Origin of the sequence: Bacteroides sp. MSK.20.12, assembly GCF_019052435.1 — a bacterium.
Lineage (GTDB): Bacteria > Bacteroidota > Bacteroidia > Bacteroidales > Bacteroidaceae > Bacteroides > Bacteroides xylanisolvens.
In genome coordinates this window covers 17,033-43,855 of sequence record NZ_JAHQVH010000050.1, presented here as the reverse complement: position 1 = coordinate 43,855, position 26,823 = coordinate 17,033, and the positions used below count along the sequence as shown (strand labels likewise).

Below are 26,823 nucleotides of genomic sequence, written 5' to 3'. Positions count from 1 at the left end.
TAAAGAGGGGTTAAAAGCTGCTGGTGAATGGCATCAATTAAAACCTTTGTTTCCTTCGTTAGAAGGAAAATCTGTTCTTGACTTGGGGTGCGGATATGGCTGGCACTGCAAGTTCGCAGAAGAACAAGGAGCTACAAAAATATTAGGGATCGATTTAAGTAAGAAAATGATTGAGGAAGCACAAAAGCGCAATTCAGGAAATCAAATTGAATATCGTATTAGCGGATTAGAGGAATATGACTATCCAGAAAATGAATGGGATTGTGTTATATCTAATTTAGCTCTGCACTATATAGAGGACATAGTGGAAATATTTCAAAAAGTGTATAGGACATTAAAACCAGGTGGAATTTTTCTTTTTAATATCGAACACCCTGTTTTTACCGCAGGAGTTGGGCAGGATTGGATTTATACAGATGATGGGAAACCGCAATATTGGGCGATTGATAATTACTTTATAACAGGAGAACGAAATACACATTTTTTAGGATGTGATGTAGTAAAACAACATCACACACTTACACAGATTATAATGGGATTGCTGAACAATGGGTTTGAGCTTAAAGTTGTAGAGGAAGCAGACTTTTTAGAAGAATTTGATCCACGCTATAACGAAGAAGGTGTATCAGAACTTGATGAACAATTTGAGCGGTTGCCAGACGGACACGAAGCAAAACGCAGTTACTATTTAGGCTTCCGACAAGCACAAAGTGAAGCAAGACCAAACATTGTTATTAGTCTATTGAAGTTAAATTAGATGCTAAAAATTTGTAATTAAGAAGGAGTGATTACATGAACAAAAATATAAAATATTCTCAAAACTTTTTAACGAGTGAAAAAGTACTCAACCAAATAATAAAACAATTGAATTTAAAAGAAACCGATACCGTTTACGAAATTGGAACAGGTAAAGGGCATTTAACGACGAAACTGGCTAAAATAAGTAAACAGGTAACGTCTATTGAATTAGACAGTCATCTATTCAACTTATCGTCAGAAAAATTAAAACTGAATACTCGTGTCACTTTAATTCACCAAGATATTCTACAGTTTCAATTCCCTAACAAACAGAGGTATAAAATTGTTGGGAGTATTCCTTACCATTTAAGCACACAAATTATTAAAAAAGTGGTTTTTGAAAGCCATGCGTCTGACATCTATCTGATTGTTGCAGAAGGATTCTACAAGGGTACCTTGGATATTCACCGAACACTAGGGTTGCTCTTGCACACTCAAGTCTCGATTCAGCAATTGCTTAAGCTGCCAGCGGAATGCTTTCATCCTAAACCAAAAGTAAACAGTGTCTTAATAAAACTTACCCGCCATACCACAGATGTTCCAGATAAATATTGGAAGCTATATACGTACTTTGTTTCAAAATGGGTCAATCGAGAATATCGTCAACTGTTTACTAAAAATCAGTTTCATCAAGCAATGAAACACGCCAAAGTAAACAATTTAAGTACCGTTACTTATGAGCAAGTATTGTCTATTTTTAATAGTTATCTATTATTTAACGGGAGGAAATAATTCTATGAGTCGCTTTTGTAAATTTGGAAAGTTACACGTTACTAAAGGGAATGTAGATAAATTATTAGGTATACTACTGACAGCTTCCAAGGAGCTAAAGAGGTCCCTAGCGCCTACGGGGAATTTGTATCGATAAGGGGTACAAATTCCCACTAAGCGCTCGGGACCCCTTGTAGGAAAATGTCCTAAGTGTGGCAACAATATTGTATTAAAAAAATCGTTTTATGGTTGTTCAAATTATCCTGAATGTACCTTCACTTTAGCTGAACATTTTAGAAAGAAAAAACTCACCAAAACAAATGTAAAAGAATTACTAGAGGGAAAAGAAACCCTGGTAAAAGGAATCAAAACGAAAGATAGAAAGTCCTACAATGCCGTTGTAAAAATCGGAGAAAAGGGATATATTGATTTTATCTATGTATGAGAACGTATTTTTTGAAATGCTTGAGCGAATCATTCAATTAGAAAACGAAAAAGAATAGAATCACAAATCACAAGTGATTAATCACAAATCACTTGTGATTTGTGATTGTTGATGATAAAATAAGAGTAAGAAGAAATAGAAAGAAGTGAGTGGTTGTGGGAAATTTAGGCGCACAAAAAGCAAAACGAAATGATACACCAATCAGTGCAAAAAAAGATATTATGGGGGATAAGACGGTTCGTGTTCGTGCTGACTTGCACCATATTATAAAAATCGAAACAGCAAAGAATGGCGGAAACGTAAAAGAAGTTATGGATAAAGCCTTAGAAGAATATATTCGGAAATATTTACCTGACAAACTTTAAAAGGAGTGAAAATGAAATGGCAGTTACTTATGAAAAAACATTTGAAATAGAGATCATTAACGAATTATCGGCAAGCGTTTATAATCGAGTATTAAACTATGTTTTGAATCATGAATTAAATAAAAATGACTCTCAATTATTGGAAGTCAATTTATTAAACCAATTAAAGCTTGCAAAACGTGTAAATCTTTTTGATTATTCTTTAGAAGAATTACAAGCCGTTCATGAGTATTGGCGGTCAATGAATCGCTATTCAAAACAAGTTTTGAATAAAGAGAAAGTGGCTTAATATGGCAAATATAGTCAATTTTACTGACAAACAATTTGAAAATCGCTTAAATGATAATTTAGAAGAATTGGTTCAAGGAAAAAAAGCGGTTGAATCGCCAACCGCTTTTTTACTTGGTGGGCAACCAGGGTCAGGGAAAACGAGTTTGCGATCAGCAATTCTTGAAGAAACACAAGGGAATGTTATTGTCATTGATAAAGAGGGGTTAAAAGCTGCTGGTGAATGGCATCAATTAAAACCTTTGTTTCCTTCGTTAGAAGGAAAATCTGTTCTTGACTTGGGGTGCGGATATGGCTGGCACTGCAAGTTCGCAGAAGAACAAGGAGCTACAAAAATATTAGGGATCGATTTAAGTAAGAAAATGATTGAGGAAGCCCAAAAGCGCAATTCAGGAAATCAAATTGAATATCGTATTAGCGGATTAGAGGAATATGACTATCCAGAAAATGAATGGGATTGTGTTATATCTAATTTAGCTCTGCACTATATAGAGGACATAGTGGAAATATTTCAAAAAGTGTATAGGACATTAAAACCAGGTGGAATTTTTCTTTTTAATATCGAACACCCTGTTTTTACCGCAGGAGTTGGGCAGGATTGGATTTATACAGATGATGGGAAACCGCAATATTGGGCGATTGATAATTACTTTATAACAGGAGAACGAAATACACATTTTTTAGGATGTGATGTAGTAAAACAACATCACACACTTACACAGATTATAATGGGATTGCTGAACAATGGGTTTGAGCTTAAAGTTGTAGAGGAAGCAGAACCGCCTAAAGAGATGATGGATATTCCGGGTATGGAAGATGAACTTCGCCGCCCGATGATGTTACTTGTAAAGGCGATAGCGAAAAAATAATATCTCTATTAGGAAAACTGATATACCCCAATTTAGAGAATGGCATAGTAATTCCTAGTGATAAAGAGAAAATGATTGCACTGGCAAATAAATACATTGAAAAAGAAAATGTAGATGCACTCATTCTCGCCTGTACGGAGCTGCCACTTGCCATAAAGCCCGAAGATGTTAATGTGCCAATCGTGAATACAACCCAAGTACATATCAATGCAATTTACCAATATGCAATTCGATAAAAATAGCAAAGCCAGCCGAGCCAGTCAACGGTCAAGATGAACGGCGCATTTCATGCGCCGCCGTTGACAGCCCCGCCCGTCTTTGCTAAAGGGTAATCAAGGCGGGAAAGCCCTAAAATGGCTTCCCCGCCCATTTCAATTTTGGGAAAAGAAATGCTCCAAAATCAAAAAGAGAGCGGCCAAGCACTTTGAGGGATTGGCCGCCTTGTTCACCCATTCAGCGGAACGGCGGGCGGCGGTCAAGGCCGGGTGCAAACCCGTTCATTTCAGCCTTGACGGTTGCCTGCTGTCCTGCTACTTTTCCGGGAGTGTGGCCACACTTCGGGACACTTTGTCCACAAGTCGGAGCGAAGGACGAGGGACGGGGGCTTTCATATACCTGCCGCCGTTCTCTGAAAACAGGCCGATTTTTTGCTCATTCCCATTCGCAAAAATTCAGCCTGTTTTCCTGCCGGAGCAAACGGGGTGCAAGAAGCACCGCACCCCGTTTCCTCTGTCAGCCACGCCAGCAGGTATAACACACTACACTTTGCAAGCAAAGTCGTGTGCCAAAGGGGGCACCCCTTTGGAAACCCTAGACAACAAAACAGGCGGTATGCTGCCCTCTCCGGGAGCATACCGCCGTTTGTTGTCAGCAGCCCGTTTCACGGTCTGCGTGTAGTTCCTTGTAAACTGACCTAAGGTGGAAGCTAAAACAAAGTTTTATCATGAAGGATTATATTTGGACTAATGAAAGTGTGAATAAATGATTGGGAAAAATAAACCTTTCACCTCTTTTCTGGTGAAAGACTGAAAGGCACTTTGTGCGAGTGTCGTTTCAATGTGAGCCATCTTAGAGTAAAATCAGGATGGCTCACATTGGGTTAAAAGGATGAAGAGAAACTTGCGTTTCGTAGAAAATGTGGTAAAAGGTATCAGATGAAAGATGACCGGGATATGAACTATGACATCAATTAACAATAAAACAATTACGAGCGTATATGAAAAAATGAAAGCTTACGAGAGAATAAGCAAGAAACTGTTCATTTTGCTATTCATGCTGGTCTTTTATGGGTATTCATCCATAATTGCACAGCCGTCCATACCCGCTGGTCAGGTAGATATATTTGTAGGGGCGGATTTCAACTACCGGGATTTGTTTCACAATGGGAAAATATATGAGATTTTGCTGAATCTGACTCCCGGTGTGAAATGGAACATGGGCAAGGGGTGGCAGGCGGCAGCACAGGCATTAGTGCCGGTGTATAACGACTATGGCGACCGATACAAGAAAGTACGGTTGAACATGGCGGTGTTATCTAAAGAGGCGCATTGGCGATCCCGGTGGTTCCTGAAAGCAAGCGGCGGCTTGTTCGGCAGGGAGCGGTATGGATTGGACTTGAAAGGGATGTATGTCGTAAACCGCTGGTTGGCATTGGAAGTGCAGGCTGGATTAACCGGCTATTGTTCAATGGCAGTGGACTGGGAAGCAAGTACCCCCAAACGGATTACCGCCTTGCTGGGCACCGATGTCTATCTGAACAAATGGAATACGCAGTTCCGCGCAAGGGGCGGACGTTTCCTCTATGAAGATTATGGAGCCATAGTTGAAGCCATGCGGCATTTCAACCACTGTACGGTCGGATTGTACGGCGAGTATAGCAACGAGGGCGGCAAGAATGCCGGTTTTAAGGTGGTGATGATGATACCGCCTTACAAGCGGAAACGGCGCACTGTCAATTTCCGTCCGGCTTCTAATTTCCGCCTGACATACAGTATGGAAGGTGACGCCTATGCCAACAAAATGTACACGACCGACCCGGAGGAGAACGAACGCGAGGGCTGGTTTGACCGCAATGCCCTGCAATGGGGCAGCAACACCATGAAGCCGGACTTCTCGGAAAAGGAAGGAGGGCGGAAATGAGAAGATTATTGATTGGCCTCCTTGTCGTGATGGGCTGCATTCCGATATTGAGGGCGCAAGAGTATTCGGGCGTTACCGGCATGATCCACGTGCCCACGGCGGAAATGGCGACAGAGGGAGAAGCCCGTATCGGTTTCTTCTTCCTGAATCAGGAATTTCTTCCTGACACCTACCAGTATGAAGGAGAGAAATTCAACACGACCAACCATTTTCTGGCCATCACCCCCTTCCCTTGGATAGAAATAGCGTATGTCTGTACCATACTGAAGGGGATTGACAACGATGGCCATGTCGGACATAATAAGAAAGACCGGTACTTTCACCTGAAAGTGCGTCCGCTGAAAGAAGGCAAATGGTGGCCTGCAATTGCCATAGGCACCCAGGATCCCGGCAGCAAGGTGAACGAGTCCTATGCCGAAGGCAAATATCCGGTCAACGACTACTTCCAGAATTATTATATAGCCGCCAGCAAACACGTCATGTACAGGCGGAATGAATTTGGTTTTCATTTGACCTACCGCTATTTTACATCGGATTTCAATGCCAAATGGCGGGGCATAGCCGCCGGTATCACCTATCGCCCGTCCTTTGCCAGAAACCTTCGGGCAACGATAGAATATACCGGTGACGATATCAACATCGGCGCAGACTGTTTGTTGTGGAAACACCTCTTTTTGCAGGCAACCTTGCAGAATGGGAAACATTTCACAGGTGGCCTGTGTTTCAAGTTAAACCTGTTGGGCAAGACCCACCCTGATTGAAGACACAAACAATACGGATATAACTACTAGAATACAGAATTTCAAAATAACCTAATTTAATCGTTTAATTATTTTTAGAAATGGAAAATCTTAGAAATCTATCAAGATGGGGAATGTTCGCATTCCTTAGTGTGGCTTTGTGCACCAGTTTCGTAGGGTGCAGTGACGATGATCCGGATTACAGCAACGTGACGCCGCCCACGGTGTCCGTATCGCACAGTATCAGCGGGCGTGTCACCGGCATGGACGGCAACGGCCTTTCGGCTACCGTGAGCATGAACGGCGAATCGACACAGACCGGCGCAGATGGCACGTTCACTTTTGACGATGTGGATGCCGGAAGTTATACCCTGACGGCTTCCGCTCCGGGGAAACAGTCCAAGGAAACAACCGTCACCGTTGCAGAAAGCGGAAGCGGAGCCAATGTCGTATGGAACGTGTCATTGCCCAATGAAGGCACGACCATTGAAGTAGCCGCCAACGGCGATACGGAGGCCAACGTGACTTCAGAGACCATCGAAGGCAATGACGAGGGCGCGGTCACAGTGGCTGTCACCGTACCCGAGACGGCGGAATTGCCTGCGGGAAGTTCCATCGTGGTTACCCCGCTTTACACGCTGGATGAAGCCGAAGCCAATACCCGTGCCACTTCCCGTGCTGCCGAAAGCGTCATGCTGATTGGTACAAGCGTGGCTTGCACCGATGCGAACGCCACGCTTTCAAGTCCCATCGAATTGGCTTACGATGTGGATGCGGAAGTGGCGCAATCCATCACGGCACAGAAATACGTGAACGGGCAATGGGTGGATGCAGAATATACTGTAGAAGGCGGACAAGTAATCGTGTTTGCCGACCAGTTCACTTCCTATACGTTGCTCTTTGGAGCGGATGTGACTTCTTCCTCCACAAGCACGCCGTTGGCCTTTGAACAAGACCTGTGGGACAACCTGTATGGATCGGGTGACATGACCGTTGGTTCGGCCTCGTTCACTTATCACATCGGAACGGAAATCACTTCGTCCGGGACCAGTCGGATAACCGCTTACCTGATTGAGATTCTGGCCCGCATTGCCGGCGCAGGTGTCACTACGGCTACGGGAACTTACCCCATCAATGTGACCTTGCCCGTCGGTACGGCCTTGCACGTGGCAGGTACTCAACAAGTGACCACTTTGACCGTCTCCGCATTGAACCGTTCCGTCAGTGGAAGACAATACGGTGATGTGGCAGTCGTGACAACCTCTTACAACAGAAACCATAATGGAGGGACGAGTGACAATTGATTGTTGTTTCTCACCTTGTAGACAGATATATTAAAAAGCACTGTCTGCAATTACCTGCAAGTAGTTATAATAGCCGCCCGGAATCAGGACGGCTATTTTTGTAGCTGTATCCGAAGCAGGAAAGAAATCGTAAGTTTTCGGGAACCACAGGTACAACCTTTGCATGTGAAATGGCGACTGCAACTATGAACCCAAATGTTGTAGTCGCCATTGTTTTGTTGTACCTGTATGCAAGTAGTTGCATTGTCTATCAGACTCTCTGTGCATTTTGCATTGTCTGCACTCTTGCCGGATGTTGTAATATCCGTTCGTTCGGATGCCTGCGTTACGCTTGCATAATCCCAATGACTATTTTACAATCAAACACCCGTCATGGTGCGGCTCAATTTGTTTTGAATCGTTCTAAAAAAATAATTATTCATAAACTCTGAACCGGTCGCATGGATTGTGGTTGATAATTTCTATTTTTGCCCATAAACGAGGTAGCACATTCTGATGAGAGAATGCACTACGGATAATATGACTAGCAATGAAAGTATCCTTGACACAAAAGATATATGCCGGGAACTTCCTGTTGCTGGCCGCCATAGTCGGAATGGTGGTTATCCTCTTTCGTGAGCGTAGCCGGATGCGGGAGATAGATTTCGAAGTGCATGACCTGCAATCGGTACGGAATGACATCCATGCCGCACACCTTCACATCACCGAGCTTTCCCTGCTGGGCGAGAGCCTGATCAGCCAAGAAAATGCAGATACGGCAAACTATCGCCAGAAACGGCTGTCCACAGACAGCCTGCTGCTGGCCTTGAAGCCCCGGTGCAGGCAGCATGTACGTCCCGAACAGATAGACACGCTCCGGCACCTGCTTGCCGACAAGGAAATGCACTTGTTCCGTGTCGTGGAAGCCATCGGGATACAGGATGCTGCTGACAGTCTGCTTGTCCACCATCTGCCCAAAGTGGCGGAACGTGCCACCCGCATACGCACCGTGAGGAAAAGAAGGGACAATATACTGGGAGCGTTGGGCGCCAAGAAAACCGTCCGGGTTTTGCCTTCCGCCGGAGAACTGCACGCATTCAGTGACAGCCTGATTGCCATGCAGCAGGAAGGGACGGAGGATATGGAAACCAGTGCCGACAGCCTGTACGCCCGCAATCTGGCATTGAACGCCCGGCTGAACCACCTCATCAAGAATCTGGACAGGCAAGTGCAGGAAGCCTTCTTTCAGCGTGAGCATAAGATAATGGAAGCGCAAAGCCGTTCCACGCTCCTGCTCACCTCTACCTTGTCCACCGCCATCCTCCTTTTAATCCTGTTCCACATCGCCATCCACCGGGAAATCCGCCGCAATCATGGCGAAAAAAAGAAACGCGAAGAACTTATCGGCGAATTGCAGGCGAGCAATGAGAAGAACCGGCAATTGCTGCAATTCCGTCACAACCTGATGCAGACTGTCAGCCATGAAATGCGCACGGCCCTGACGGCGATAAGCGGCAATGCAGAACTCCTGCTCCGGGATGAAGCCCTGGAAGACCGGGTACGCCACATATTAACCGTGCGTGAATCTGCCAGCCGCATGGCTTCCATGACCACCGAGCTGCTGGAATTTTTCAGGCTGGAGATCCATAAAGAAAAGCTGCATATCCGTCCATTCCGCTCCGAGTCAATAGCAACTGTGTTGGAAACGGAGTTCGCCCCTTTGGCTGAAGCCAAAGGAATCGAATTCGTGACTGACAACCAGACGACAGAAGTGCTGGGAGGCGATAAGGAGCGCATATTGCGCATCGGAAGCAACCTGCTCTCCAATGCGGTCAAGTTTACCCGCAGCGGTCGCATTACACTCTGCACGGACTATAAGGACGGCAACTTCATCCTGTACGTGCAGGATACCGGGACGGGCATCCCGGAAGAAAAGCAGGAACAGATTTTCGCCCCCTTCGAACGTCTGGGCAATGCTGTGACTCAGGACGGCTTCGGGCTGGGCCTTGCCATTGTGACCAATCTCGTACAGCTGATGCAGGGTTCTGCTTCCGTACAGAGCAAACCTGGCATAGGAAGCCGCTTCACCGTTGTCCTGCCGCTGCCGAAAGCCGAAGAAGTACCGGAAGAAGAGAAGTCAATGGATGTCCGTCCTTCACTGGCCGGATGTTCCGTGCTGGCCATAGACAACGACCCGGTGACGCTCCGCCTGATGCGCGAGATGTACCTTCAATGTGGCGTTTCATGCGACAACTGCCTTACGTTGGCCGAGCTGACCGACAGGATACGGAGCAAGGATTATGACCTGTTGATAACAGACTTGAGAATGCCGGAAGCGAACGGCTACGAGATTCTGGAACTGCTGCGCATGTCCGACATCGGCAATTCCCGTGAACTTCCCATCGTGGCAGCTACTGCGGCCGGCTATGTATCGGAGGAGGAACTGAAAGAAGCCGGATTTTCCGGATTGCTTCCCAAGCCGTTTTCCATAGACGAACTGATGGAGGCGACACGGCACTGCATCCGTGAAAGAGGGAACCGGCAGCCGGACTTCTCCGCCCTGTTGGCTTTCGGCGACAAGCGGAAAACATTGGAGCAGCTGATTGCCGAAACGGAGAAAGAGATAGAGGAAGTCCGGAAGGCATCCGAAAGGAAAGACTTGACAGCCTTGAACAGCTGGGTACACCATTTGAGGAGCTCATGGATGGTGATACGGACGGAACGCCCCTTGCAGAAGTTGCACGAAGCCATCCACAAGGAACCGTACTCGGACGAAGAAGTCGCCTATGCAGCCCGTGCCGTGTTGGAACAAGGAGAAACCATCATAGAAGCCGCCAGAAAGGAGATGAAGAAATGGGAAAGATAATCGTAGTGGAAGACAACCTTGTGTACAGCAGGTATGTCTGCAATTTTTTGGAAGAAAACGGATACCGGACAGTCAGTACCTCCGATTGCACCGGTGCCCGGAAACTGTTTTCAATGCTGGAAGATGACGACATCGTGCTTGCCGACCTCCGGTTGCCTGACGGTGACGGCATCCTGTTGCTTGAAGAACTGCGCCGCGAGGGGAAGCACAATCCCTACGTCATCATGACGGATTATGCGGAAGTGCCTACCGCCGTGCGTTCCATGAAATCCGGAGCGGAAGACTATATCCCCAAGAAACTGCTGACCAGCCAGCTTCCCGCCATGCTCCAAGACTTGCAGAAAAGGCAGTCATTCCATGAGGAACCCCTGTTCATAAGGGAGAGCGAAGCCTACCAGAAAGTATTCGGACGTCTCCACGTCCTAGCCAAAGCCGACATCTGCGTGATGGTTCGGGGTGAGAACGGTACAGGAAAGAAACATATCGCTGAAAAGATACATGCCCAAAGCGACCGTGCGGACAAACCGTTCGTGACAGTGGACTGCGGGCTGTTATCCGAAAGTCTGGCCGCTTCCGCCTTGTTTGGGCATGAAAAAGGGGCTTTTACCGGGGCGGTCGGGCGCAAGGAAGGCTATTGGTCGGAAGCCGAGGGAGGAACGTTGTTCCTGGATGAGATAGGCAACCTTCCCCTCGGCGTACAGCAGATGCTGCTCTGCGCCATACAGGACAGGCGTTACCGTCCTGTCGGCGGCACAAAAGACAGGAAAGCCAACGTGCGCATCATCACCGCAACGAACGAGAATCTGGAAGAAGCCATATCGGAAAGGCGTTTCCGCCGGGACCTGTATTTCCGATTGAGTGAGTACACCGTGAAAGTACCCCCGCTCAGGGAATGCCCGGAAGACATCCTGCCGCTTGCTGAATTCTTCCGGGAACTTTACAACCAAGAGCATGGCAGACAGGTAAAAGGTTTCGATGCGGAGGCGAAGAAACGGTTGCTGGCCCATGACTGGCCGGGAAACGTACGGGAACTGAAACAGGCGGTCCAATCCGCCGTGCTTTTTGCCCAAGGGGAATTGGTGACGGCGGAAGAATTGAACTTGGATGAGTCCGGAAAGCCTTCCGATCCTGACATTGCCTTGAAAGGGGAATGCATGGAAAAGAAGCGGATATGCCAGGCTTTGGAAAAGGCCGGGCATAATCGGAAAGAGGCCGCCAGACTGCTGGGCATAAGCCGGAGCACGCTGTACGAGAAAATGGACCTGTATGGGATTCAGACGAAGAGGTGACATGGCAGGGGAAAGGACGAAACGGAATGGAAAAAAGCGGAAAGAAAGGGCGGTACTGTGTACGAAAAACGGACACCTGTCCGGAAGTCGGACACGGGAAGGAGGCTGCCTATTCTTCCTTAAAACAAATTTTCGTCTGCCAAGAGCTTGATTTGCAAGAAATTGCATACAAGTTCATCACCATAACATTGTAATTGGACTATCATTTGCTCCTATGGATGTATGTGCGCACATTTCATCCGAGTAAAAACAAAAAATTAGGAACAAATGGAACATCTCACCTTGACGGAAACCGAGTTTTTCCGTCTGATAAGCAATCCCGACAGCCGCACCGGGTTACGCACGGCCTACGATGAGTTTACACAAAGGGTCATCCAACTCTGTCTCATCCCGCCCGAAAGCGGACATCCGGTACACGCCCTGAGCTATGCGGAAACGGAGCTGCAATACCATGAGGCCCTGCAAGGCAGGAGCCATGAGAGCGAACTGAATCTGCATGTACACAAGGCCCTTGCCTTTGTGCGCAAGATGCTACGGTTCCTTGCCCGGGAATACCATCCGTTGCCGCCCTCCCACATGTTTACCGGCGAGAAAACCGGCGCCCCTCCTTCTGATGCCCCTCCGATATGTTGGACAGGCAGCATATCCGACCTAGTGGAATTATTGTACGGGCTCGACACCCTGAAATGTATCAACGGCGGAGAAACCGGTATCCAGGAACTGATGGTCCATTTCTCCCGATTCTTCGGCATGGAGTTGAAGCCCAGTCAGTGCTACAACGCCTATGTGGATATCCGTCGTCGGAAAAATGACAGCCGTACCTATTTCTTCGACCGGGCTTCCGAAAAGCTGAACGAGCGAATCGTGAAAGACGATGAGCGGGAACGGGCACGCAAGAGATGAAAGTTTTTCTGTCTGATTCATGACCGGGAACAAGGTGTATGGGTAGAAGCCCCTTGCTCCCGGTTTCTTTTTCCTGTTCTAGCAATGACAATTTGCAAGAAAATGCTCCAAAATTTCGTATCTGTCGGTCAAATGATTATTTTTGCCCTCCAAACGATTACGCATGAATATAACCAATATAGACGACATACGCAAACTGGCCTCCGGCGATGAAGGGGGACGGACAGAATACAAGCTGATCACCGGGCAGTTGGAGCGCGGCATGGAGACACTGTGCGCCTTCCTCAACGGCGAGGGCGGTACGGTACTGTTCGGCGTGGCTGACAACGGGAAAATCACCGGTCAGGAAGTGAGCGACAAGACGAAACGGGAAATTGCGGAAGCCATCCGCCTATTCGAGCCGTTTGCCACGATAACGGTCTCATACGCAAACATTCCCGACACGGACAAACAGGTCATTGCCTTATATGCTGAGGAACAACGCTATATGCGTCCGTTCACATATAAAGGCAGGGCTTACCAGCGGATAGAAAGCGTGACGTCTGTCATGCCGCAGGACAAGTACAACCACCTGCTGATGCAAAGGGGCGGCAAATACAGTTGGGAGGCAATCCCCAACCCCGACCTGCAAATCAGCGACCTCGACGAGAATGTCATCATCGGTGCGGTACGCGCCGGAATCAACTGCGGACGCCTGCCGGAAACCACCATTCGCGAAGAAATACCCGCCATCCTTGAAAAATTCGACCTGTTGCATGACGGGAAGCTGAACAATGCCGCCGCCGTACTGTTCGGGCGCAATCTGTACGACTATCCCCAATGCCTGTTGCGAATGGCAAGGTTCAGAGGCACAAGCAAAGAGGAATTCATAGACAACCAAAGACAGCAAGGGAACATCTACGCGCTATTGGACGCTGCCATGTCGTTTTTTTTCAAGCACCTGTCCTTGTCGGGTAAAATAGAGGGGCTGTACCGTGAAGAAAAGCTGAGCATACCTTACAAGGCATTGAGGGAATGTTGCATCAACGCCTTTTGTCACAGAGCCTACCACCGTCCGGGCGGTTCGGTGGGCATCGCCATTTATGACGACCGCGTGGAAATAGAGAGCAGCGGCGCGTTCCCTCCCGACATGACCCTTGAAAAACTGCTTGGCGGACACAGTTCAGAGCCGCCCAACCTCATCATAGCCAACGTGCTTTACAAAAGCGAGTTGCTGGAAAGCTGGGGTCGCGGCATCAGCCTGATGATAGACGAGTGCCGCCGTGCCGGCATACCCGACCCGGAATTCCACACGGACGGGAGTTCCGTATGGGTGGTATTCCGCTATGAGATGGAAACGGCTGGACAAGCATCCGACAAGCATCCGACAAGTACCCGACAAGCACCCGACAAGTACCCGACAAGCATCGTCCGGCTCATTGAACTGATAGGGGAACACACTTGCTCGCTGAAAGAAATGATGGGAATGATGGAACTGAAGGACAGGGAGAATTTCTTGGGCAATTACCTTAACCCGTCTATGGAAGCCGGATTGGTGGAACCGCTCTATCCTGACCAGCCGAAACATCCCAAGCAGAAATACAGGCTCACCGAACAAGGAAAGGCTTTGCTGGAAAGGGGTGAGTAACATGGTGAAGAAGAAAAGGAAACACGGCGGACACTACTGCAAGGTATGCGGCTGCCACAAGTCCAACGAGAGCTTCTCGGGCAGAGGACACGCGCTGCACATCTGCAAGGAATGCCAGTCGCTTCCAAAGGACGAACAGGCGGACATGATGCGCTGCAACGAGGTGGAACGCGCCGCGTTCCGCTTCCCCATGAGGCGGCAGGACTGGGAACTGCTGGAAAAATATGCCAAGAAGTACAAGGACAGGGAGTCGGGAAAATTCGCGCAGGAGATGCTGGACATGAAACGGGGCGTTTTTGTGCCGGAAGAGGACGATGAAGAAGCGGATGAATGGAACAACGACATTTTTCAGGTAGCGGAAACCCCGTTTTCGGAATTGGAGGAAGACACCCGTACCGCCATGGAGGAACTACTGGAGGACAACATCAACGAGTACATGATACACAAGGACTATATCCCCGAAGGGAAGGACTTGCAGGACATAGCCGATTGGGTGTTGAAGGAAACCAATGACACGTTTTACTTGAAAGCCGTTCCCGATGACGCCTACCGCAGGCTGGTGGATGATACCGTCCGGAAGATGGTCAAGGAGTGGAAAGACGACGGCTTGGAGATAAAGACCTACGCCGAGTCGCTCACGATCATGGAAACGGAACGGCTCGTCATCCGCAAAATCACCCGCAAGGACACGGGCGCGTTGCTCGCCCTCATGGGCAAGTCGGAAGTCATGTACGCATGGGAACACGGCTTTGACAAGAAGGAGGTGCGCCAATGGGTGAACCGCCAGTTCTCCCGTTACCGCAAGGACGGCTACGGGTATTTCGCCCTTGTGTTGAAAGACGGGGGCAAACTTATCGGACAGGCCGGGCTGATGAAAAGCGTGATAAACGGGAATGAAGCGGTGGAACTCGGCTACATCCTGGACAATGCGTATTGGCACAACGGCTATGCCACGGAAGCCGCCCGAAGATGCCTGCGGTACGCTTTCGAGAAACTGGGCTTGCAAGAGGTCTATTGCAGCATCCGTCCCGAAAACACGTCCTCCATCCGTGTGGCGGAAGCCATTGCCATGAAACCTTGCGGCAGCCATACCATTATATACAATGGAAAAGAAATGCCCCATCTGCTGTATAAAACGGAGAAACCAATGCAGTAATTTTCATTTCAATTGTCAATCAACGAGAAAAGGACAATCCTTAACCCGGTCTGAACATCCAGCCAAGTTAAGGATTTTCCTTTTTTCGCCTATGGCGTTTTTACTTGCCCTGCAAGAGGTGTTGCAGTTCCGGGTCGGACTGGATGCGCTGCAACTCGTCGGCGACAATCTGCCGCACTTCCGCCTTGATGCGGTTGTAGTTCTCCTGTATCATTTCCTTCATGCGGTCGTTGCCGTCGGCATCGGTGAAGTCCGTGATGACGGGGATGGGCTTGTAAGCCTGTTCCTCGCGCTTCACCTTCTCCACGTCCACCACAATCTCGCAATGAAAGATTTTCTGCTCGATGCGCTCGTTGAAGTTGTCGGCCACCGCGCCCACGAACATGCCCTGCGTCAGCGTGGAAATCTTGCTCGCGGGTATCAGGCTCTCCATCTGCGTGTTGATGGAGGTGGACTTGTCCTCCCGGTTGATGGTGACGCTCTGCCGCTTCTGCAAGATTTTGCCGAAACGCTCGGAAAGCGTTTTGGCGGTCTCACCAACGACTTGACCCGAAAAGATGTTTCCCACCGTGTTCATCACGACCGCCGCTTCTTTGTCCCCATAATCGCGTTTCAACTGCGAAAAGTCCTGAAAGCCGAGGCAGACCGCCACCTTGTTGCTTCGGGCAGTGGCGATAAGATTATCCAATCCCTTGAAGTAAATCGTAGGCAGCTCGTCGATGATTACCGCCGACTTCAGCTTGCCCTTCTTGTTAATGAGCTTGACAATTCGGGAATTGTACAGACCCAACGCCGCGCCGTAGATGTTCTGACGGTCGGGATTATTGCCGACGCAGAGAATCTTAGGCTCATCCGGGTTGTTAATATCCAACGTAAACTCACTGTCTGACATGACCCAATAAAGCTGTGGGGAAATCATGCGCGAGAGCGGTATCTTCGCTGATGCGATTTGCCCCATCAACTGCTCGGCTGCACCTCCCTGCCAAGCGTCCATAAAGGGCGAAAGATAGTTTTCCAACTCCGGATAGCTGGTGAGAATAGGGAAAACATCCTCATAACGTCTGTTCAGCAACTCAATGGCGTGTGGGAAGGTGCAATACTTTCCATCCTGATAAATCCGTAAAAACCAGATAATACTGGCAAAAAGTATAATCGGACTCTCCACGAAGAAGTCGCCTTGCTTTTGCACCCAAGTTTTGTTCAAATTTAATAAAATGGTATAGGCACTTTCGTAGGCATCGGTGATGTCCTCCATGAAATCCGGGTGAATGGGATTGCAGCGGTGGCTCCGGCGCGGGTCGTCGAAGTTAATGACGTAGAACTTCGGCTTGACCTTGTAGCCGTCGCCGTGGTTCATCAGGTGGTTGTAAGCGATGGTGGAAAGGTCGCTGAACTTGAAGTCATAGATGTACATCGAGTAAGATTTTTCAATCATCTGCTTGATAAAGCTGTTTACCACGGCATACGACTTTCCGCTGCCCGGAGTGCCCAATACGATGGAAGCGCGGAACGGGTTTACCACGTTGATGTACCCGTCGTTCCACTTCTTCCTGTAATAGAAGCGCGTAGGCAGGTTCACCGAATACTCGTTCTCCATGAGGCGCGTCTCCTGCATGAAGCTCTCGTTTTCCACGTTGAACACGTCATCCATGAGGTTGGTGCGCAAGAGGCGGCTCATCCACGTGCCGGACATCAGGAGGCAGACATAGCCCGCCGCCATCGAAGCGGCATAGAAGGCTACGTTGGCTTCCACGGGCAGCGGCAGGGAGAGCATCCACCAGTTCAGGAAGAACAGGGCCAGCCCTGCGGCAAGCACCGTCCAAATCCTGCCCCACGTGATTTTTTCCTCCTTCACGCCCTTTGTACCCAAGCAAGAGAGAGCCAATAGCAACAGCGCAAAAAGTTTTGTGTAAAGGATATGGTGGAACAGTCCGGCGGTGCGGTCGAAATTGACCAGCACCCGGTCCACGACACCGATGTCGATGCCCCACAGCCTTACGGCTTCATACCCGTACCAATAGAGGTGGACGACCACCAGAATAATGCTCACGGCGCGGAGAAAGTCCATGATTTTCGCCAACGCCCTCAAATCGTCTTCCTGTTGTGACATAAATCTGTTTCTGTTTTTAAGTTGAACAATATGTCCGCAAGGCTTTCCCCGGACATAAGCATACCTCAAGTCCGACCTGAGCCTATCTCAAGTCCGAGGTGAGGCTACCAAAGGTCTGACCTTAGATAGCCAAAGGTCTGACCTTTGCTTGGATGCCCTGCGGACGGATAATTTATAATCCCAAACCCTTCCGGCGTTTCTTCCGCTTGCGTTTGAGTTCGCGCTCGAAGGCGGCTTCTTCCGCCTGTGCGCCCGATGCGTCGCCGCCAAGCAAGCCCAAGCCCGTGGAATGGCTCTCGCCGTGTTCCACATAGGTATGGGCTTCCGCCTGCGGTTCGTCCCGTGTAAGGGTGAACGGCATCGGCGGCGTGTCCGCATACGGCAAAGTGAAGTGCTCCTGCAAGGCGTTGGCGGAAAATTCCCTGCCCAGCCGGGAGCCGTTCAGCACACAGCCCGTGCGGTGGTCGATGAAGGTCGCCCCGTAGATGCGCCCCCCGTCCGTGTGGCGGAACACCACATCCACGCCCTTCGCTTTGAGCAGGGCGACAAATTCATCCTTGCGGTACGTCCTGTCCAATACGGCAGCGACGGTCTTGCGCGTCATGTCCGCCAGACGCTTGTCGCGGATTTGGGCATTGGGATACTCAAACCTGCGCAGCACGGCTTCATAGCCGACGGACTTCCCGATGCAGGATGCCTTGAAGGGATTGCCGACCTTGTTCCCGCCATCATCGGTGGCGGAATAGACCAGTCCGTGATACTCGCGTCCGTTCACCATGCCACGGGCTTCCTCCACAGTGACGTTGTAGAGGGAGAGCAAGGCGCGGTATTCGCCCATTGTCCGGAACTTGTAGGTAGCCATCACCGCCTTGACGGTGTTCGACACCTGACGCTTCACGTCTCCCTGCGAGGCATCCACCTTGCGCAAGGAATTGTCGTTACGGTGCTGCCTGCGGTCGGCGGGGTGCAGACCGTACTTGCGTTCCAGCTCCGTGGTGATGCGCTTGCTGCGGCGATGGATGAAATCCTTGTTCAACCGCCTGCCATTCTCGTCCACATTGACGGAGACGATATGCAGGTGGTGGCGGTTGATGTCCTCATGTTTGAAAATTAGATAAGGCTGGTCGCCGTAGCCCAGCTTCTCCAGATACTCCCGCGCGAGACTTTCCATCTCCATGTCCGTCAGGCGGTCGTCGGGATGCGGATTAAGGGAGATATGGATGACCTTGTTCCGTGTGCGGACGTTCTCCGGCATGTACCGTTTGAAATCCTGTTCGGCACGGGCGATGTCCACCCGTCCGCTGCCATCGTCGAAGACCTTGTTCCCGGCGAGCAGCTTCCCCTCGCCCTCGTTCACTTTCATGCCGTTGTAAGCCAACGCCCCGTACAGCGACGTGCCTACCGTGATTTTTGCGACCATCTTTCCTGAAACTCCCTTGAAAGTTCAACGACCTGCCGCGTGATTGCGGCCAGTTCCTTCGTGCATTGCTCCAGCTTGTAGAGCAATGCCATCGCCTTTTTCTCCGAGAAATGGCAGCGCAGCTCCTTGACCGTCTGGTTATAGTTGTTCCCCACCATGCGGTACTGCGCATGGAAAGCGGACAGCTTCGTGCAGTAGTCGAGCAGCGTCTTGTCCGTGACCAGTACCCGGAACGGCTGTCCGAAGAAGTGCGCCTTCAGGAACACCGCCCTCGCCTCCACGCCGGACTTGCCGTGCATAGCGAGGAACCTGAGCCATTCCCCGTCGTCGAAACGCACCATCACGCAGTGCGACTTGCGGCTTTCCCGTGGATGCCGCCCCCACTTGGGACTGTCAGTCCCGTTCTTTTTCTTGTTCTCGTTCATATTACAATGGATTTAGTGGTGTCACGGCATAAGCGTAGCTTCGGCAACCGCACCGCAGGTGGAAACAGGCTTCCCGACTTCGGAGAGGAAGCCCTCCCCGTGAGGGGCAAGGTCGTTTCGGGAGTAACCCGAAACCCTTTGAGTTACTCAAAGGACACCTTGCTGTGTCTTTGAGGACACAAAAATCCGTGGTAAACGGATTGGGGATAGACCTGCCATTACCCATTTATAAGGCATCGGTCGCCCGATACCTTTCTGCTGCCCAAAAGAAGGACGGAGCCGGGGTCTGCGGTGCGCGCTTTCGGCTTTGCCCTGCCGCTTGGGTGCAAAGGTAGGGTGTTTTCCAAGTCTGAAATACGGCTCAAAAACGCCACAAGCTGCCACGACAGCGCCAAATGCTGCCACGCAAGTGAAAAAAACATAGTTGCCTGCCTGTCCGTTTTCAGATTTGCGAACCGGAAGGCATTCTTGCCCGCCTGCCAGTTCACCTGCCTGCCTGTCAGTCTGCTTGCCCTTGTGCCTGCCTGCCGGCACGCTGGCATACAGGCATTGGAGCGGGGAAATGCCAAAGAGCATAAACCAGCCAAACAAAGAAACTGTTGGAAAGCGATGGAGGAATGTGCTAAGATGTCCACGAGACTACATTTAGCACAAGTGAAAAAGAGTTCTTCATGTTTGTAGTCAATATGTTTGCGAATCCGCAAGCATTCTTGCCCGCCAGCCTGCTCACCTGCCTGCCAGTCTGCTTGCCCTTGTGCCTGCCTGCCGGCATACAGGCATTGGAGTGCTGAAATGCCAAAGAGCGAAAATCAGCCAAGCAAGAAAACTATTGGAAAGCGATTGGTAGGAATGAATTAAGATGTTCATGAGTCCACATTGGCCACAATAGAAAAAGTTCTACCTATTTGTGGCCAATATGCCTGCGAACCTACAAGCTAGCATTCTTCCTTGCCAGGTGGCAGGCATTCTTGCCCGCCTGCCAGTTCACCTGCCTGCCAGTCTGCTTGCCCTTGTGCCTGCCTGCCGGCACGCTGGCATACAGGCATCGGAATGGTGAAAATGCCAAATAACGGCCACAAGCCAAACGCAAGATGAGTGGCGATAAGGCCGGGTAAAGAACGCCACAAGCTGCCACGACAACGCCAAATGCTGCCACGCAACGGCAAAAGGATACAACCTTTGAGAAAGCCCCTTTCCTTTGCAGGCGAAACGGTCGGCACGCCTGCCTGCTTCCGGGCTGACATCCTTGCCAACCTGCCTGCCAGTCCGCCAGCCCTTGTGCCTGCCGGCACACAGGCATACAGGCAAAGGCTTGGTGGAAAGGCAAAGGGCGGATGCCGTTTCAATGGGCCAAACGCCAGGAAAAGCGGTGGAAAGGGTGGCCAAAGAACGCCACAAGCTGCCACGACAACGCCAAATGCTGCCACGCAACAGCAAAGAGACACAACCTTGGCGAAAGTCATTTTCCTTTGCAGGCGGAATGGTCGGTATGCCTGCCCTTATGCTTGCCTGCCGGCACACAGGCATGGATGGGAACAGGCATACCGGGAGGGATGCCGGACTGCCTGCTCGCTTACCGGGCGGATGGCTGCCGACCGGACCAAGAAACGGATGTCTAACAAATAAAAAAGAAGAAAGCATGAAAAAAGAACCTTTGTTCATCGCCTTCTCCACCCAGAAGGGAGGAGCAGGCAAAACGACACTCACCGTACTGATGGCGAGTTACCTGTATTACGTGAAGGGATATGACGTGGCGGTCGTGGACTGCGACTATCCCCAGTTCAGCATCAAGGACATGCGCGAACGCGACTTGAAAAGTATCGAGCGCAACCCGTACCTGCGCAAGCTGGCATACGAGCAGTTCAAGCGCATCGGCAAACGCGCCTACCCGATTGTGGGGAGCCGTCCCGGCAACGCGATTGAAACGGTCAGGCCATTTGTCGAGTCGGCGACACCGCCCGACTTCATCTTCTTCGACCTGACGGGTACGGTGAACAACCTCGACCTGATCCGGACAGTAGCGACGATGGACTACATCTTCTGCCCGATAGCCGCAGACCGTTTCATCATGGAAAGCTCGCTGAAGTACGCGGGCGTCATCAACGACACGCTGATCACTACCGGCAAGTCGAACATCAAGGGCATCCGCCTCTTGTGGAACATGGTGGACAAGCGCGAGAAGACCGACCTGTACGACATCTATGACAAGGTGATAGCCGGGATGGGGCTTGAAGTGCTGGACACCAGTCTGCCCGACAGCAAGCGTTTCCGCAAGGAAGGCTCTGAGGAAGGCGACCGCCCGTTTTTCCGCTCCACGCTGCTGCCGCCGGACAAGGCATTGGCGAAAGGGAGCGGCATCGATGCCCTCGCGGAAGAAATACTCGGCATCGTAAAGCGTTGAACCGATGGCCAAGAAACTCGATGTCGATATTGACCCCGGCAAGTTCCTGGATTCGTTCCGTCCGGAAATGCCCGCGCCCGCCTCCCCGGGGAGCCTCGGAACAGATGGCAACACTTCCGCAAAGGAGGCCAGGCTGGCGGAAAAACCGAAAGCAAAGGTGGGCAAGGATGCCACGGAAAAGGAAGAGGAATACCTGGAACGCTTCCTCCATGCACCGAGAATCCCCGTGTGTTCGGGCAAGACCGCCTACATCCGCAAAAGCTACCACGAGCGGATACAGCGTATCGTGCAGGTCATCGGGAAGAACGGGCTTACGTTGTCGGTCTATGTGGACCGTGTGCTGGAGCAGCACTTCCGCGAATACGAGGAAGTGATCCGCCGACTTTACAAGAAAAATTACGAGGACATTTATTGATTTTATTCACCCTAAAAAACGAAAACAAGATGGGATTTTTCAATTCGAGAATGAAAAAGAAGGGGAATGGCAACCCGAAGGCGGACACTCCCCAAGTGAACAATCTGGAAAAGGCGGACGTAGTCATCCACATTGTGGACGACACCCAATTAGAAAAAGCGGCGGTGTTCCTCCGCTATCTGACGCCCAGACAAGGAGCGCACCGCCAGTGCATTTACCTCAGCCGTGAGATGCACGGGAAGCTGTCCCGCATTGTGCGGACACTGGGCGGGAACGGCAGCACCATTGGCGGGTACATCGAGAATGTGCTGGAAGAGCACTTGCAAACCTATGGGGACGACATCAATGCCCTGTTACGCCGTGAAACCTCGCAACCGCTCTGACGATGGCCGAGCTGCTCATCGTGCTGATGATGGCCTTCAACCTATGGATGGTCATCTACCTGACTTGGGAACGCCGGGAAGAAAACGTACCCAAGGAGGACAAGGAAAAGGATGTGGGCGCACCGGAAAGGTCCGGCGACATCATGGGGAAAAGCCTGTTCCGGATGCCTGAACGAAAACCGCAGGCTGCTGCACCGATGTCCAATGCCACCGTGCAAGCCCCCGGCGAGGAGGTGGACGAGAAGGACGTGGCCTTTGACGATGAAACTGCCTCCCCCAATAGCCGGCTTTCGGGAGCCAGGCCGTCGCGCCAAGTGCCCGACGAGGAACTGGACGAGGTGTTTGCCGACAAGCGTGTTTCCGACATCGGGGCGGAATATGACGAAGACGGAGATGATGACGGCGAGCCTCATGAAGCGGGAGGCATGACCTTCGAGGACATCGACCTTGCCATGCGGACGGTGAAGAAACCGAAAGCCACGAAAGAGGAACGCCGTCACGCCGGAATGGTGTTCTGCGACATGAAGGGCAACGAACTGTTCGCGATGATAGAAAAGAGTTCGGAAGCGACCCGCAGGAAACTGGACGAGCTGATGGACTACTATCTGGACTCCGTGTCGGCGGCGCAGGCAAACACTACACCGGTGATTATGCCCAAGAAAGCGCCCGCAGTTCCGGACAACTTCGAGGACTTCAACATCCGCGACTATGTATAACAAGTAAAAACGTAACAGCAATGCGAAAAAAGAAAATCGACTACGGCTAAACCATCGGCTTGCCACCGAGACCACTAAATCCCAAAAGCCGGCTTCATCCAAAGCCGCAAGAATTAAAACAAGTATCAACCGCCAATGGGAACATCCAACCCGGAGGCACAAAACAGAAAAGATTATGACAAAGACATTGAAGAAAAAGCAAATCATCCTCGCGGCCCTCCTGCTGGCTGCCAACATCCAAGTTTTCGCGCAAGGCAACGGCATGGCGGGCATCACCGAAGCCACCAGCATGGTCACTTCCTACTTTGACCCGGCGACGAAACTCATCTACGCCATCGGCGCGGTCGTCGGGCTTATCGGAGGCATCAAGGTGTACGGCAAATTCAGCGCCGGCGACCCCGACACCTCGAAGACCGCCGCAAGCTGGTTCGGCGCGTGTATCTTCCTGATTGTAAGCGCGACCATCCTGCGCTCGTTCTTCCTCTAACAAACGGGTATCCTATACATATATAATAAGGTATAAGGACAATGGCTGAGTACCCCATCAACAAGGGCATCGGCCGTCCGGTGGAGTTCAAGGGCCTGAAGGCGCAGTACCTGTTCCTGTTCGCGGGCGGGCTGCTCGCCGCCTTCATCCTCTTCATCATCCTCTACATGGCAGGCGCGGGCCAGTGGCTCTGCATCGGCTTCGGCGCGGTATCCGCCTCGTCGCTCGTGTGGCTCACGTTCCGGCTGAACGCGAAGTACGGCGAACACGGGCTGATGAAGTTGGGCGCGGCACGGATGCGCCCACGCCATGTGCTCCACCGCAGACGGGTGTCCAATCTGTTAAGACGAAAAAAGAAGAAAGGAAGAAACGTATGAGAAACATCATGAAAGCCACCACGCTGGAAAGCCGCTTCCCCCTGCTTTCGGTGGAACACGGGTGCATCGTCTCGAAAGACGCGGACATCACCGCCGCCTTCGAGGTGGAGCTTCCGGAGGTCTATACCGTCACGGCGGAGGAATACGAGGGCATCCACGCCACGTGGTGCAAGGCAATCAAGGTACTGCCCGACCATTCGGTGCTGCACAAGCAAGACTGGTACGTGAAGGAACGGTACCGCCCCGACCTCGGCAAGGAGGGCATGGGCTTCCTCGCCCGCAGCTACGAGATGCACTTCAACGAGCGCCCGTTCCTGCACCACAAGTGCTACCTGTTCCTGACGAAGACTACGAAGGAGCGCATGAGGCAGCAGAGCAACTGGAATACGCTGTGCCGGGGGCATATCGTACCGAAAGAAATACAGGACAAGGAGACGGCGGTGAAGTTCATCGAGGCGGTGGAGCAGTTCGCGCGTATCCTGAACGATTCGGGGCATATCAAATTGCGCCGCCTCTCCGATGACGAGCTTACAGGCACGGACAAGGAGACGGGCATCATAGGCAGGTACTTCGCCCTGTCGCTGGGCAACGCGGACTGTCTGGAGGACATCGAGATGACGGCAAGGGAAATGCGCGTCGGCGACAACCGCCTGTGCCTGCACACCCTGTCGGACACGGAGGACCTGCCCGCAGCGGTGGCCACGGACTGCCGTTACGAAAGGCTGTCCACCGACCGCTCGGACTGCCGCCTGTCCTTCGCCGCGCCGCTGGGACTGCTGCTGCCCTGCAACCACATCTACAACCAGTATGTCTTCATCGGCAACAGCGACGAGGAACTGCGCCGCTTCGAGAAAACGGCGAGGAACATGCAGTCGCTCTCCCGGTACAGCCGCCAGAACGCCATCAACCGCGAGTGGATTGAAGAATACCTGAACGAAGCGCACTCGCAGGGGCTGAAGTCCGTCCGCGCCCACTTCAACGTGATGGCGTGGAGCGACGACGCGGAGGAGCTGAAACGCATCAAGAACGACGTGGGCAGCCAGATGGCAAGCATGGGCTGTGTGCCGCGCCACAACACGACGGACTGCCCGACGCTGTTCTGGGCGGGCATCCCCGGCAACGCGGCGGACTTCCCGGCGGAAGAGTCGTTCCACACGTTCATAGAGCAGGCGGTGTGCCTCTTCGCGGGCGAGACCAACTACAAGGACTCTCCGTCCGCCTTCGGCATCCGCATGGCGGACCGCATCAGCGGCAAGCCCCTGCACATCGACATCTCCGACCTGCCGATGAAGCGCGGCGTGACGACCAACCGCAACAAGTTCGTATTGGGTCCTTCGGGCAGCGGCAAATCGTTCTTCATGAACCATCTGGTCAGACAATACTATGAGCAAGGCTCCCATGTGGTGCTGGTCGATACGGGCAACTCCTACCAAGGGCTGTGCGAGATGATACACCGCAAGACCAAGGGAAAGGACGGGGTTTATTATACCTATACGGAGGACAACCCGATTTCCTTTAATCCGTTCTACACGGAGGACAAGGTGTATGACATCGAAAAGAGGGAAAGTATCAAGACTTTGTTGCTGACGCTGTGGAAGAAGGACAATGAGCCTGCTACCCGTGCGGAGGAGGTTGCACTTTCCAATGCCGTGTCGCAGTACATAGGACGTATTAAGGAAGACAACAGCATTGTCCCATGCTTCAACACGTTCTACGAGTTTATAGACACGGATTATCGCAAGGTATTGGAAGATAAGAAAGTGCGTGAAAAGGACTTTGACATTGCCAGTTTCCTGAATGTGCTGGAGCCGTACTACAAGGGCGGTGAATATAATTACCTGCTTAATTCGGACAAGGAACTGGACTTGCTACACAAGCGGTTCATCGTCTTTGAAATCGACCAGATAAAAGAGCACGCCATCTTGTTCCCGGTTACGACAATCATCATTATGGAGTTGTTCATCAACAAGATGCGCCGTCTGCAAGGTATCAGAAAGATGATAATAATTGAAGAGGCTTGGAAGGCGATTGCTTCGGCGAATATGGCTTCCTATGTAAAGTATCTTTATAAGACGGTCAGAAAGTATTTCGGCGAGGCAATAGTGGTGACGCAGGAGGTGGACGACATCATCAGCTCGCCCATCGTCAAGGAGTCCATCATCAACAACTCGGACTGCAAGATACTGCTCGACCAGCGGAAGTTCATGAACCGCTTCGACCAGATACAGGGATTGCTGGGGCTGACGGAAAAGGAGAAGTCGCAGATACTTTCCATCAACCAGTCCAACGATTCGTCCAGACGATACAAGGAGGTGTGGATAGGCTTAGGCGGCACACAGTCGGCGGTGTACGCCACGGAGGTGTCCATACACGAATACCTTGCCTATACAACGGAGGAAACGGAGAAGATGGAAGTCCGCGAACTGGCGGGGAAGCTGGGCAGCGACATGGAAGCCGCCATACGGCAGATTGCGGAGAAACGTATGGACGAAGAAAAGTAACCGATGGAAACATCACCCGACCACAGACGGCGTTTGAGGCCACCTTATACGGCATATAAGGGTGTATCAAACGGCGTATGAGGTCAAGACACATTTTATCAACAAAAAA

31 protein-coding genes and 1 pseudogene are annotated in these 26,823 nt (G+C 51.0%); 26 read left to right on the top strand and 6 right to left on the bottom strand.

The window, feature by feature from the left end; all coding sequences use genetic code 11:
* The 14 genes and pseudogenes from KTR06_RS20605 to KTR06_RS20540 all read left to right on the top strand — a co-directional run.
* The coding region (locus tag KTR06_RS20605; RefSeq protein WP_007487728.1) for a bifunctional 2-polyprenyl-6-hydroxyphenol methylase/3-demethylubiquinol 3-O-methyltransferase UbiG at positions 1-757 on the top strand (757 nt) is incomplete at its 5' end.
* A gap of 35 nt (positions 758-792) precedes the next feature.
* The gene (gene erm(B), locus KTR06_RS20600; protein WP_004292767.1) at positions 793-1,530 is read left to right on the top strand and encodes a 23S rRNA (adenine(2058)-N(6))-methyltransferase Erm(B); all 738 of its coding nucleotides are present in this window, start codon (positions 793-795) and stop codon (positions 1,528-1,530) included.
* 169 nt (positions 1,531-1,699) lie between these two features.
* Positions 1,700-1,954: pseudogene (locus tag KTR06_RS24805) on the top strand (topoisomerase DNA-binding C4 zinc finger domain-containing protein); the annotation flags it as partial.
* Positions 1,955-2,103: 149 nt separating this feature from the next.
* Positions 2,104-2,319 carry a peptide-binding protein gene (locus KTR06_RS20590; protein ID WP_002321610.1) on the top strand — a complete coding sequence of 72 codons (216 nt, stop codon included), beginning with the start codon at positions 2,104-2,106 and terminating at the stop codon, positions 2,317-2,319.
* Between the two features lie 16 nt (positions 2,320-2,335).
* Entirely contained in the window at positions 2,336-2,608 is a 273-nt protein-coding gene (locus tag KTR06_RS20585) for an antitoxin (RefSeq protein ID WP_000301765.1), read from the top strand.
* A 1-nt stretch (position 2,609) separates the two neighbouring features.
* Positions 2,610-3,476, top strand: a complete 867-nt coding sequence (locus KTR06_RS20580) for a methyltransferase domain-containing protein (protein ID WP_007857419.1) — start codon at positions 2,610-2,612, stop codon at positions 3,474-3,476.
* A complete protein-coding gene (locus KTR06_RS20575; protein ID WP_071585656.1) occupies positions 3,473-3,712 on the top strand; it encodes an aspartate/glutamate racemase family protein in 240 nt (79 codons plus the stop codon). Before KTR06_RS20580 ends, KTR06_RS20575 begins: the two co-directional genes overlap by 4 nt.
* A gap of 188 nt (positions 3,713-3,900) precedes the next feature.
* Positions 3,901-4,230 carry a hypothetical protein gene (locus tag KTR06_RS20570; protein ID WP_185150408.1) on the top strand — a complete coding sequence of 110 codons (330 nt, stop codon included), beginning with the start codon at positions 3,901-3,903 and terminating at the stop codon, positions 4,228-4,230.
* Between the two features lie 425 nt (positions 4,231-4,655).
* Positions 4,656-5,615 carry a hypothetical protein gene (locus KTR06_RS20565; protein WP_004292788.1) on the top strand — a complete coding sequence of 320 codons (960 nt, stop codon included), beginning with the start codon at positions 4,656-4,658 and terminating at the stop codon, positions 5,613-5,615.
* A complete protein-coding gene (locus KTR06_RS20560; RefSeq protein WP_004322045.1) occupies positions 5,612-6,376 on the top strand; it encodes a YjbH domain-containing protein in 765 nt (254 codons plus the stop codon). The genes KTR06_RS20565 and KTR06_RS20560 overlap by 4 nt, the downstream gene beginning before the upstream one ends.
* 80 nt (positions 6,377-6,456) lie before the next feature.
* Complete coding sequence (locus KTR06_RS20555; protein WP_004292790.1) at positions 6,457-7,659, top strand: beta-sandwich domain-containing protein; 1,203 nt, start codon at positions 6,457-6,459, stop codon at positions 7,657-7,659.
* Positions 7,660-8,188: 529 nt separating this feature from the next.
* Complete coding sequence (locus tag KTR06_RS20550; protein ID WP_004292791.1) at positions 8,189-10,504, top strand: hybrid sensor histidine kinase/response regulator; 2,316 nt, start codon at positions 8,189-8,191, stop codon at positions 10,502-10,504.
* On the top strand, positions 10,492-11,793 hold the full coding sequence (locus KTR06_RS20545) for a sigma-54 dependent transcriptional regulator (protein ID WP_004292796.1): 1,302 nt from the start codon (positions 10,492-10,494) through the stop codon (positions 11,791-11,793). The genes KTR06_RS20550 and KTR06_RS20545 overlap by 13 nt, the downstream gene beginning before the upstream one ends.
* 26 nt (positions 11,794-11,819) lie before the next feature.
* Positions 11,820-11,987, top strand: coding sequence for a hypothetical protein (locus KTR06_RS20540; RefSeq protein ID WP_008673580.1), 168 nt, complete (start codon positions 11,820-11,822; stop codon positions 11,985-11,987).
* 142 nt (positions 11,988-12,129) lie between these two features.
* Here the strand turns inward: KTR06_RS20540 and KTR06_RS24580 are convergent, their stop codons facing one another.
* Positions 12,130-12,291 carry a hypothetical protein gene (locus tag KTR06_RS24580; RefSeq protein WP_229070398.1) on the bottom strand — a complete coding sequence of 54 codons (162 nt, stop codon included), beginning with the start codon at positions 12,289-12,291 and terminating at the stop codon, positions 12,130-12,132.
* A 30-nt stretch (positions 12,292-12,321) separates the two neighbouring features.
* Here KTR06_RS24580 and KTR06_RS24575 point away from each other — a divergent pair, with 30 nt between their 5' ends.
* The 4 genes from KTR06_RS24575 (at position 12,322) to KTR06_RS20525 (ending at position 15,479) form a co-directional block, all read left to right on the top strand.
* Positions 12,322-12,696, top strand: coding sequence for an RteC domain-containing protein (locus KTR06_RS24575; protein WP_229070404.1), 375 nt, complete (start codon positions 12,322-12,324; stop codon positions 12,694-12,696).
* A gap of 163 nt (positions 12,697-12,859) precedes the next feature.
* Entirely contained in the window at positions 12,860-14,323 is a 1,464-nt protein-coding gene (locus tag KTR06_RS20530) for an ATP-binding protein (protein ID WP_004292801.1), read from the top strand.
* 45 nt (positions 14,324-14,368) lie between these two features.
* Positions 14,369-14,641, top strand: a complete 273-nt coding sequence (locus KTR06_RS24570) for a hypothetical protein (protein WP_008673579.1) — start codon at positions 14,369-14,371, stop codon at positions 14,639-14,641.
* Positions 14,595-15,479: a GNAT family N-acetyltransferase gene (locus tag KTR06_RS20525; protein ID WP_254306448.1), complete on the top strand. Its 885-nt coding sequence runs from the start codon at positions 14,595-14,597 to the stop codon at positions 15,477-15,479. The genes KTR06_RS24570 and KTR06_RS20525 overlap by 47 nt, the downstream gene beginning before the upstream one ends.
* Positions 15,480-15,579: 100 nt before the next feature.
* Here the strand turns inward: KTR06_RS20525 and mobC are convergent, their stop codons facing one another.
* The 5 genes from mobC to KTR06_RS20500 form a co-directional block, all read right to left on the bottom strand.
* The gene (mobC, locus tag KTR06_RS20520; protein WP_004292806.1) at positions 15,580-17,589 is read right to left on the bottom strand and encodes a conjugal transfer protein MobC; all 2,010 of its coding nucleotides are present in this window, start codon (positions 17,587-17,589) and stop codon (positions 15,580-15,582) included.
* A gap of 172 nt (positions 17,590-17,761) precedes the next feature.
* On the bottom strand, positions 17,762-19,009 hold the full coding sequence (gene mobB, locus KTR06_RS20515) for a conjugal transfer protein MobB (protein ID WP_004292807.1): 1,248 nt from the start codon (positions 19,007-19,009) through the stop codon (positions 17,762-17,764).
* Positions 18,988-19,434, bottom strand: coding sequence for a conjugal transfer protein MobA (gene mobA, locus KTR06_RS20510; protein WP_004292808.1), 447 nt, complete (start codon positions 19,432-19,434; stop codon positions 18,988-18,990). Before mobA ends, mobB begins: the two co-directional genes overlap by 22 nt.
* 147 nt (positions 19,435-19,581) lie before the next feature.
* Positions 19,582-20,010: a hypothetical protein gene (locus tag KTR06_RS20505; RefSeq protein ID WP_032539464.1), complete on the bottom strand. Its 429-nt coding sequence runs from the start codon at positions 20,008-20,010 to the stop codon at positions 19,582-19,584.
* Between the two features lie 359 nt (positions 20,011-20,369).
* Positions 20,370-20,594, bottom strand: a complete 225-nt coding sequence (locus tag KTR06_RS20500; RefSeq protein WP_229070399.1) for a hypothetical protein — start codon at positions 20,592-20,594, stop codon at positions 20,370-20,372.
* 19 nt (positions 20,595-20,613) lie between these two features.
* Here KTR06_RS20500 and KTR06_RS20495 point away from each other — a divergent pair, with 19 nt between their 5' ends.
* The 8 genes from KTR06_RS20495 to KTR06_RS20460 all read left to right on the top strand — a co-directional run bounded on the left by KTR06_RS20495 (position 20,614) and on the right by KTR06_RS20460 (position 26,714).
* A complete protein-coding gene (locus KTR06_RS20495) occupies positions 20,614-21,060 on the top strand; it encodes a hypothetical protein (protein ID WP_155143600.1) in 447 nt (148 codons plus the stop codon).
* Positions 21,061-21,073: 13 nt separating this feature from the next.
* On the top strand, positions 21,074-21,835 hold the full coding sequence (locus KTR06_RS20490; protein WP_004322043.1) for a ParA family protein: 762 nt from the start codon (positions 21,074-21,076) through the stop codon (positions 21,833-21,835).
* Positions 21,836-21,839: 4 nt separating this feature from the next.
* The gene (locus tag KTR06_RS20485) at positions 21,840-22,250 is read left to right on the top strand and encodes a DUF3408 domain-containing protein (protein WP_004322040.1); all 411 of its coding nucleotides are present in this window, start codon (positions 21,840-21,842) and stop codon (positions 22,248-22,250) included.
* Between the two features lie 29 nt (positions 22,251-22,279).
* Complete coding sequence (locus KTR06_RS20480; RefSeq protein ID WP_004322038.1) at positions 22,280-22,633, top strand: DUF3408 domain-containing protein; 354 nt, start codon at positions 22,280-22,282, stop codon at positions 22,631-22,633.
* Between the two features lie 2 nt (positions 22,634-22,635).
* A complete protein-coding gene (locus KTR06_RS20475; protein ID WP_004322036.1) occupies positions 22,636-23,349 on the top strand; it encodes a hypothetical protein in 714 nt (237 codons plus the stop codon).
* 175 nt (positions 23,350-23,524) lie between these two features.
* Positions 23,525-23,836 (top strand): DUF4134 domain-containing protein, encoded by a 312-nt coding sequence (locus tag KTR06_RS20470; RefSeq protein ID WP_004322034.1) that lies wholly within the window; start codon positions 23,525-23,527, stop codon positions 23,834-23,836.
* Between the two features lie 41 nt (positions 23,837-23,877).
* On the top strand, positions 23,878-24,213 hold the full coding sequence (locus tag KTR06_RS20465) for a DUF4133 domain-containing protein (RefSeq protein ID WP_004322031.1): 336 nt from the start codon (positions 23,878-23,880) through the stop codon (positions 24,211-24,213).
* Complete coding sequence (locus KTR06_RS20460) at positions 24,210-26,714, top strand: TraG family conjugative transposon ATPase (RefSeq protein WP_004322029.1); 2,505 nt, start codon at positions 24,210-24,212, stop codon at positions 26,712-26,714. Before KTR06_RS20465 ends, KTR06_RS20460 begins: the two co-directional genes overlap by 4 nt.
* The last annotated feature ends 109 nt before the right edge of the window (positions 26,715-26,823 follow it).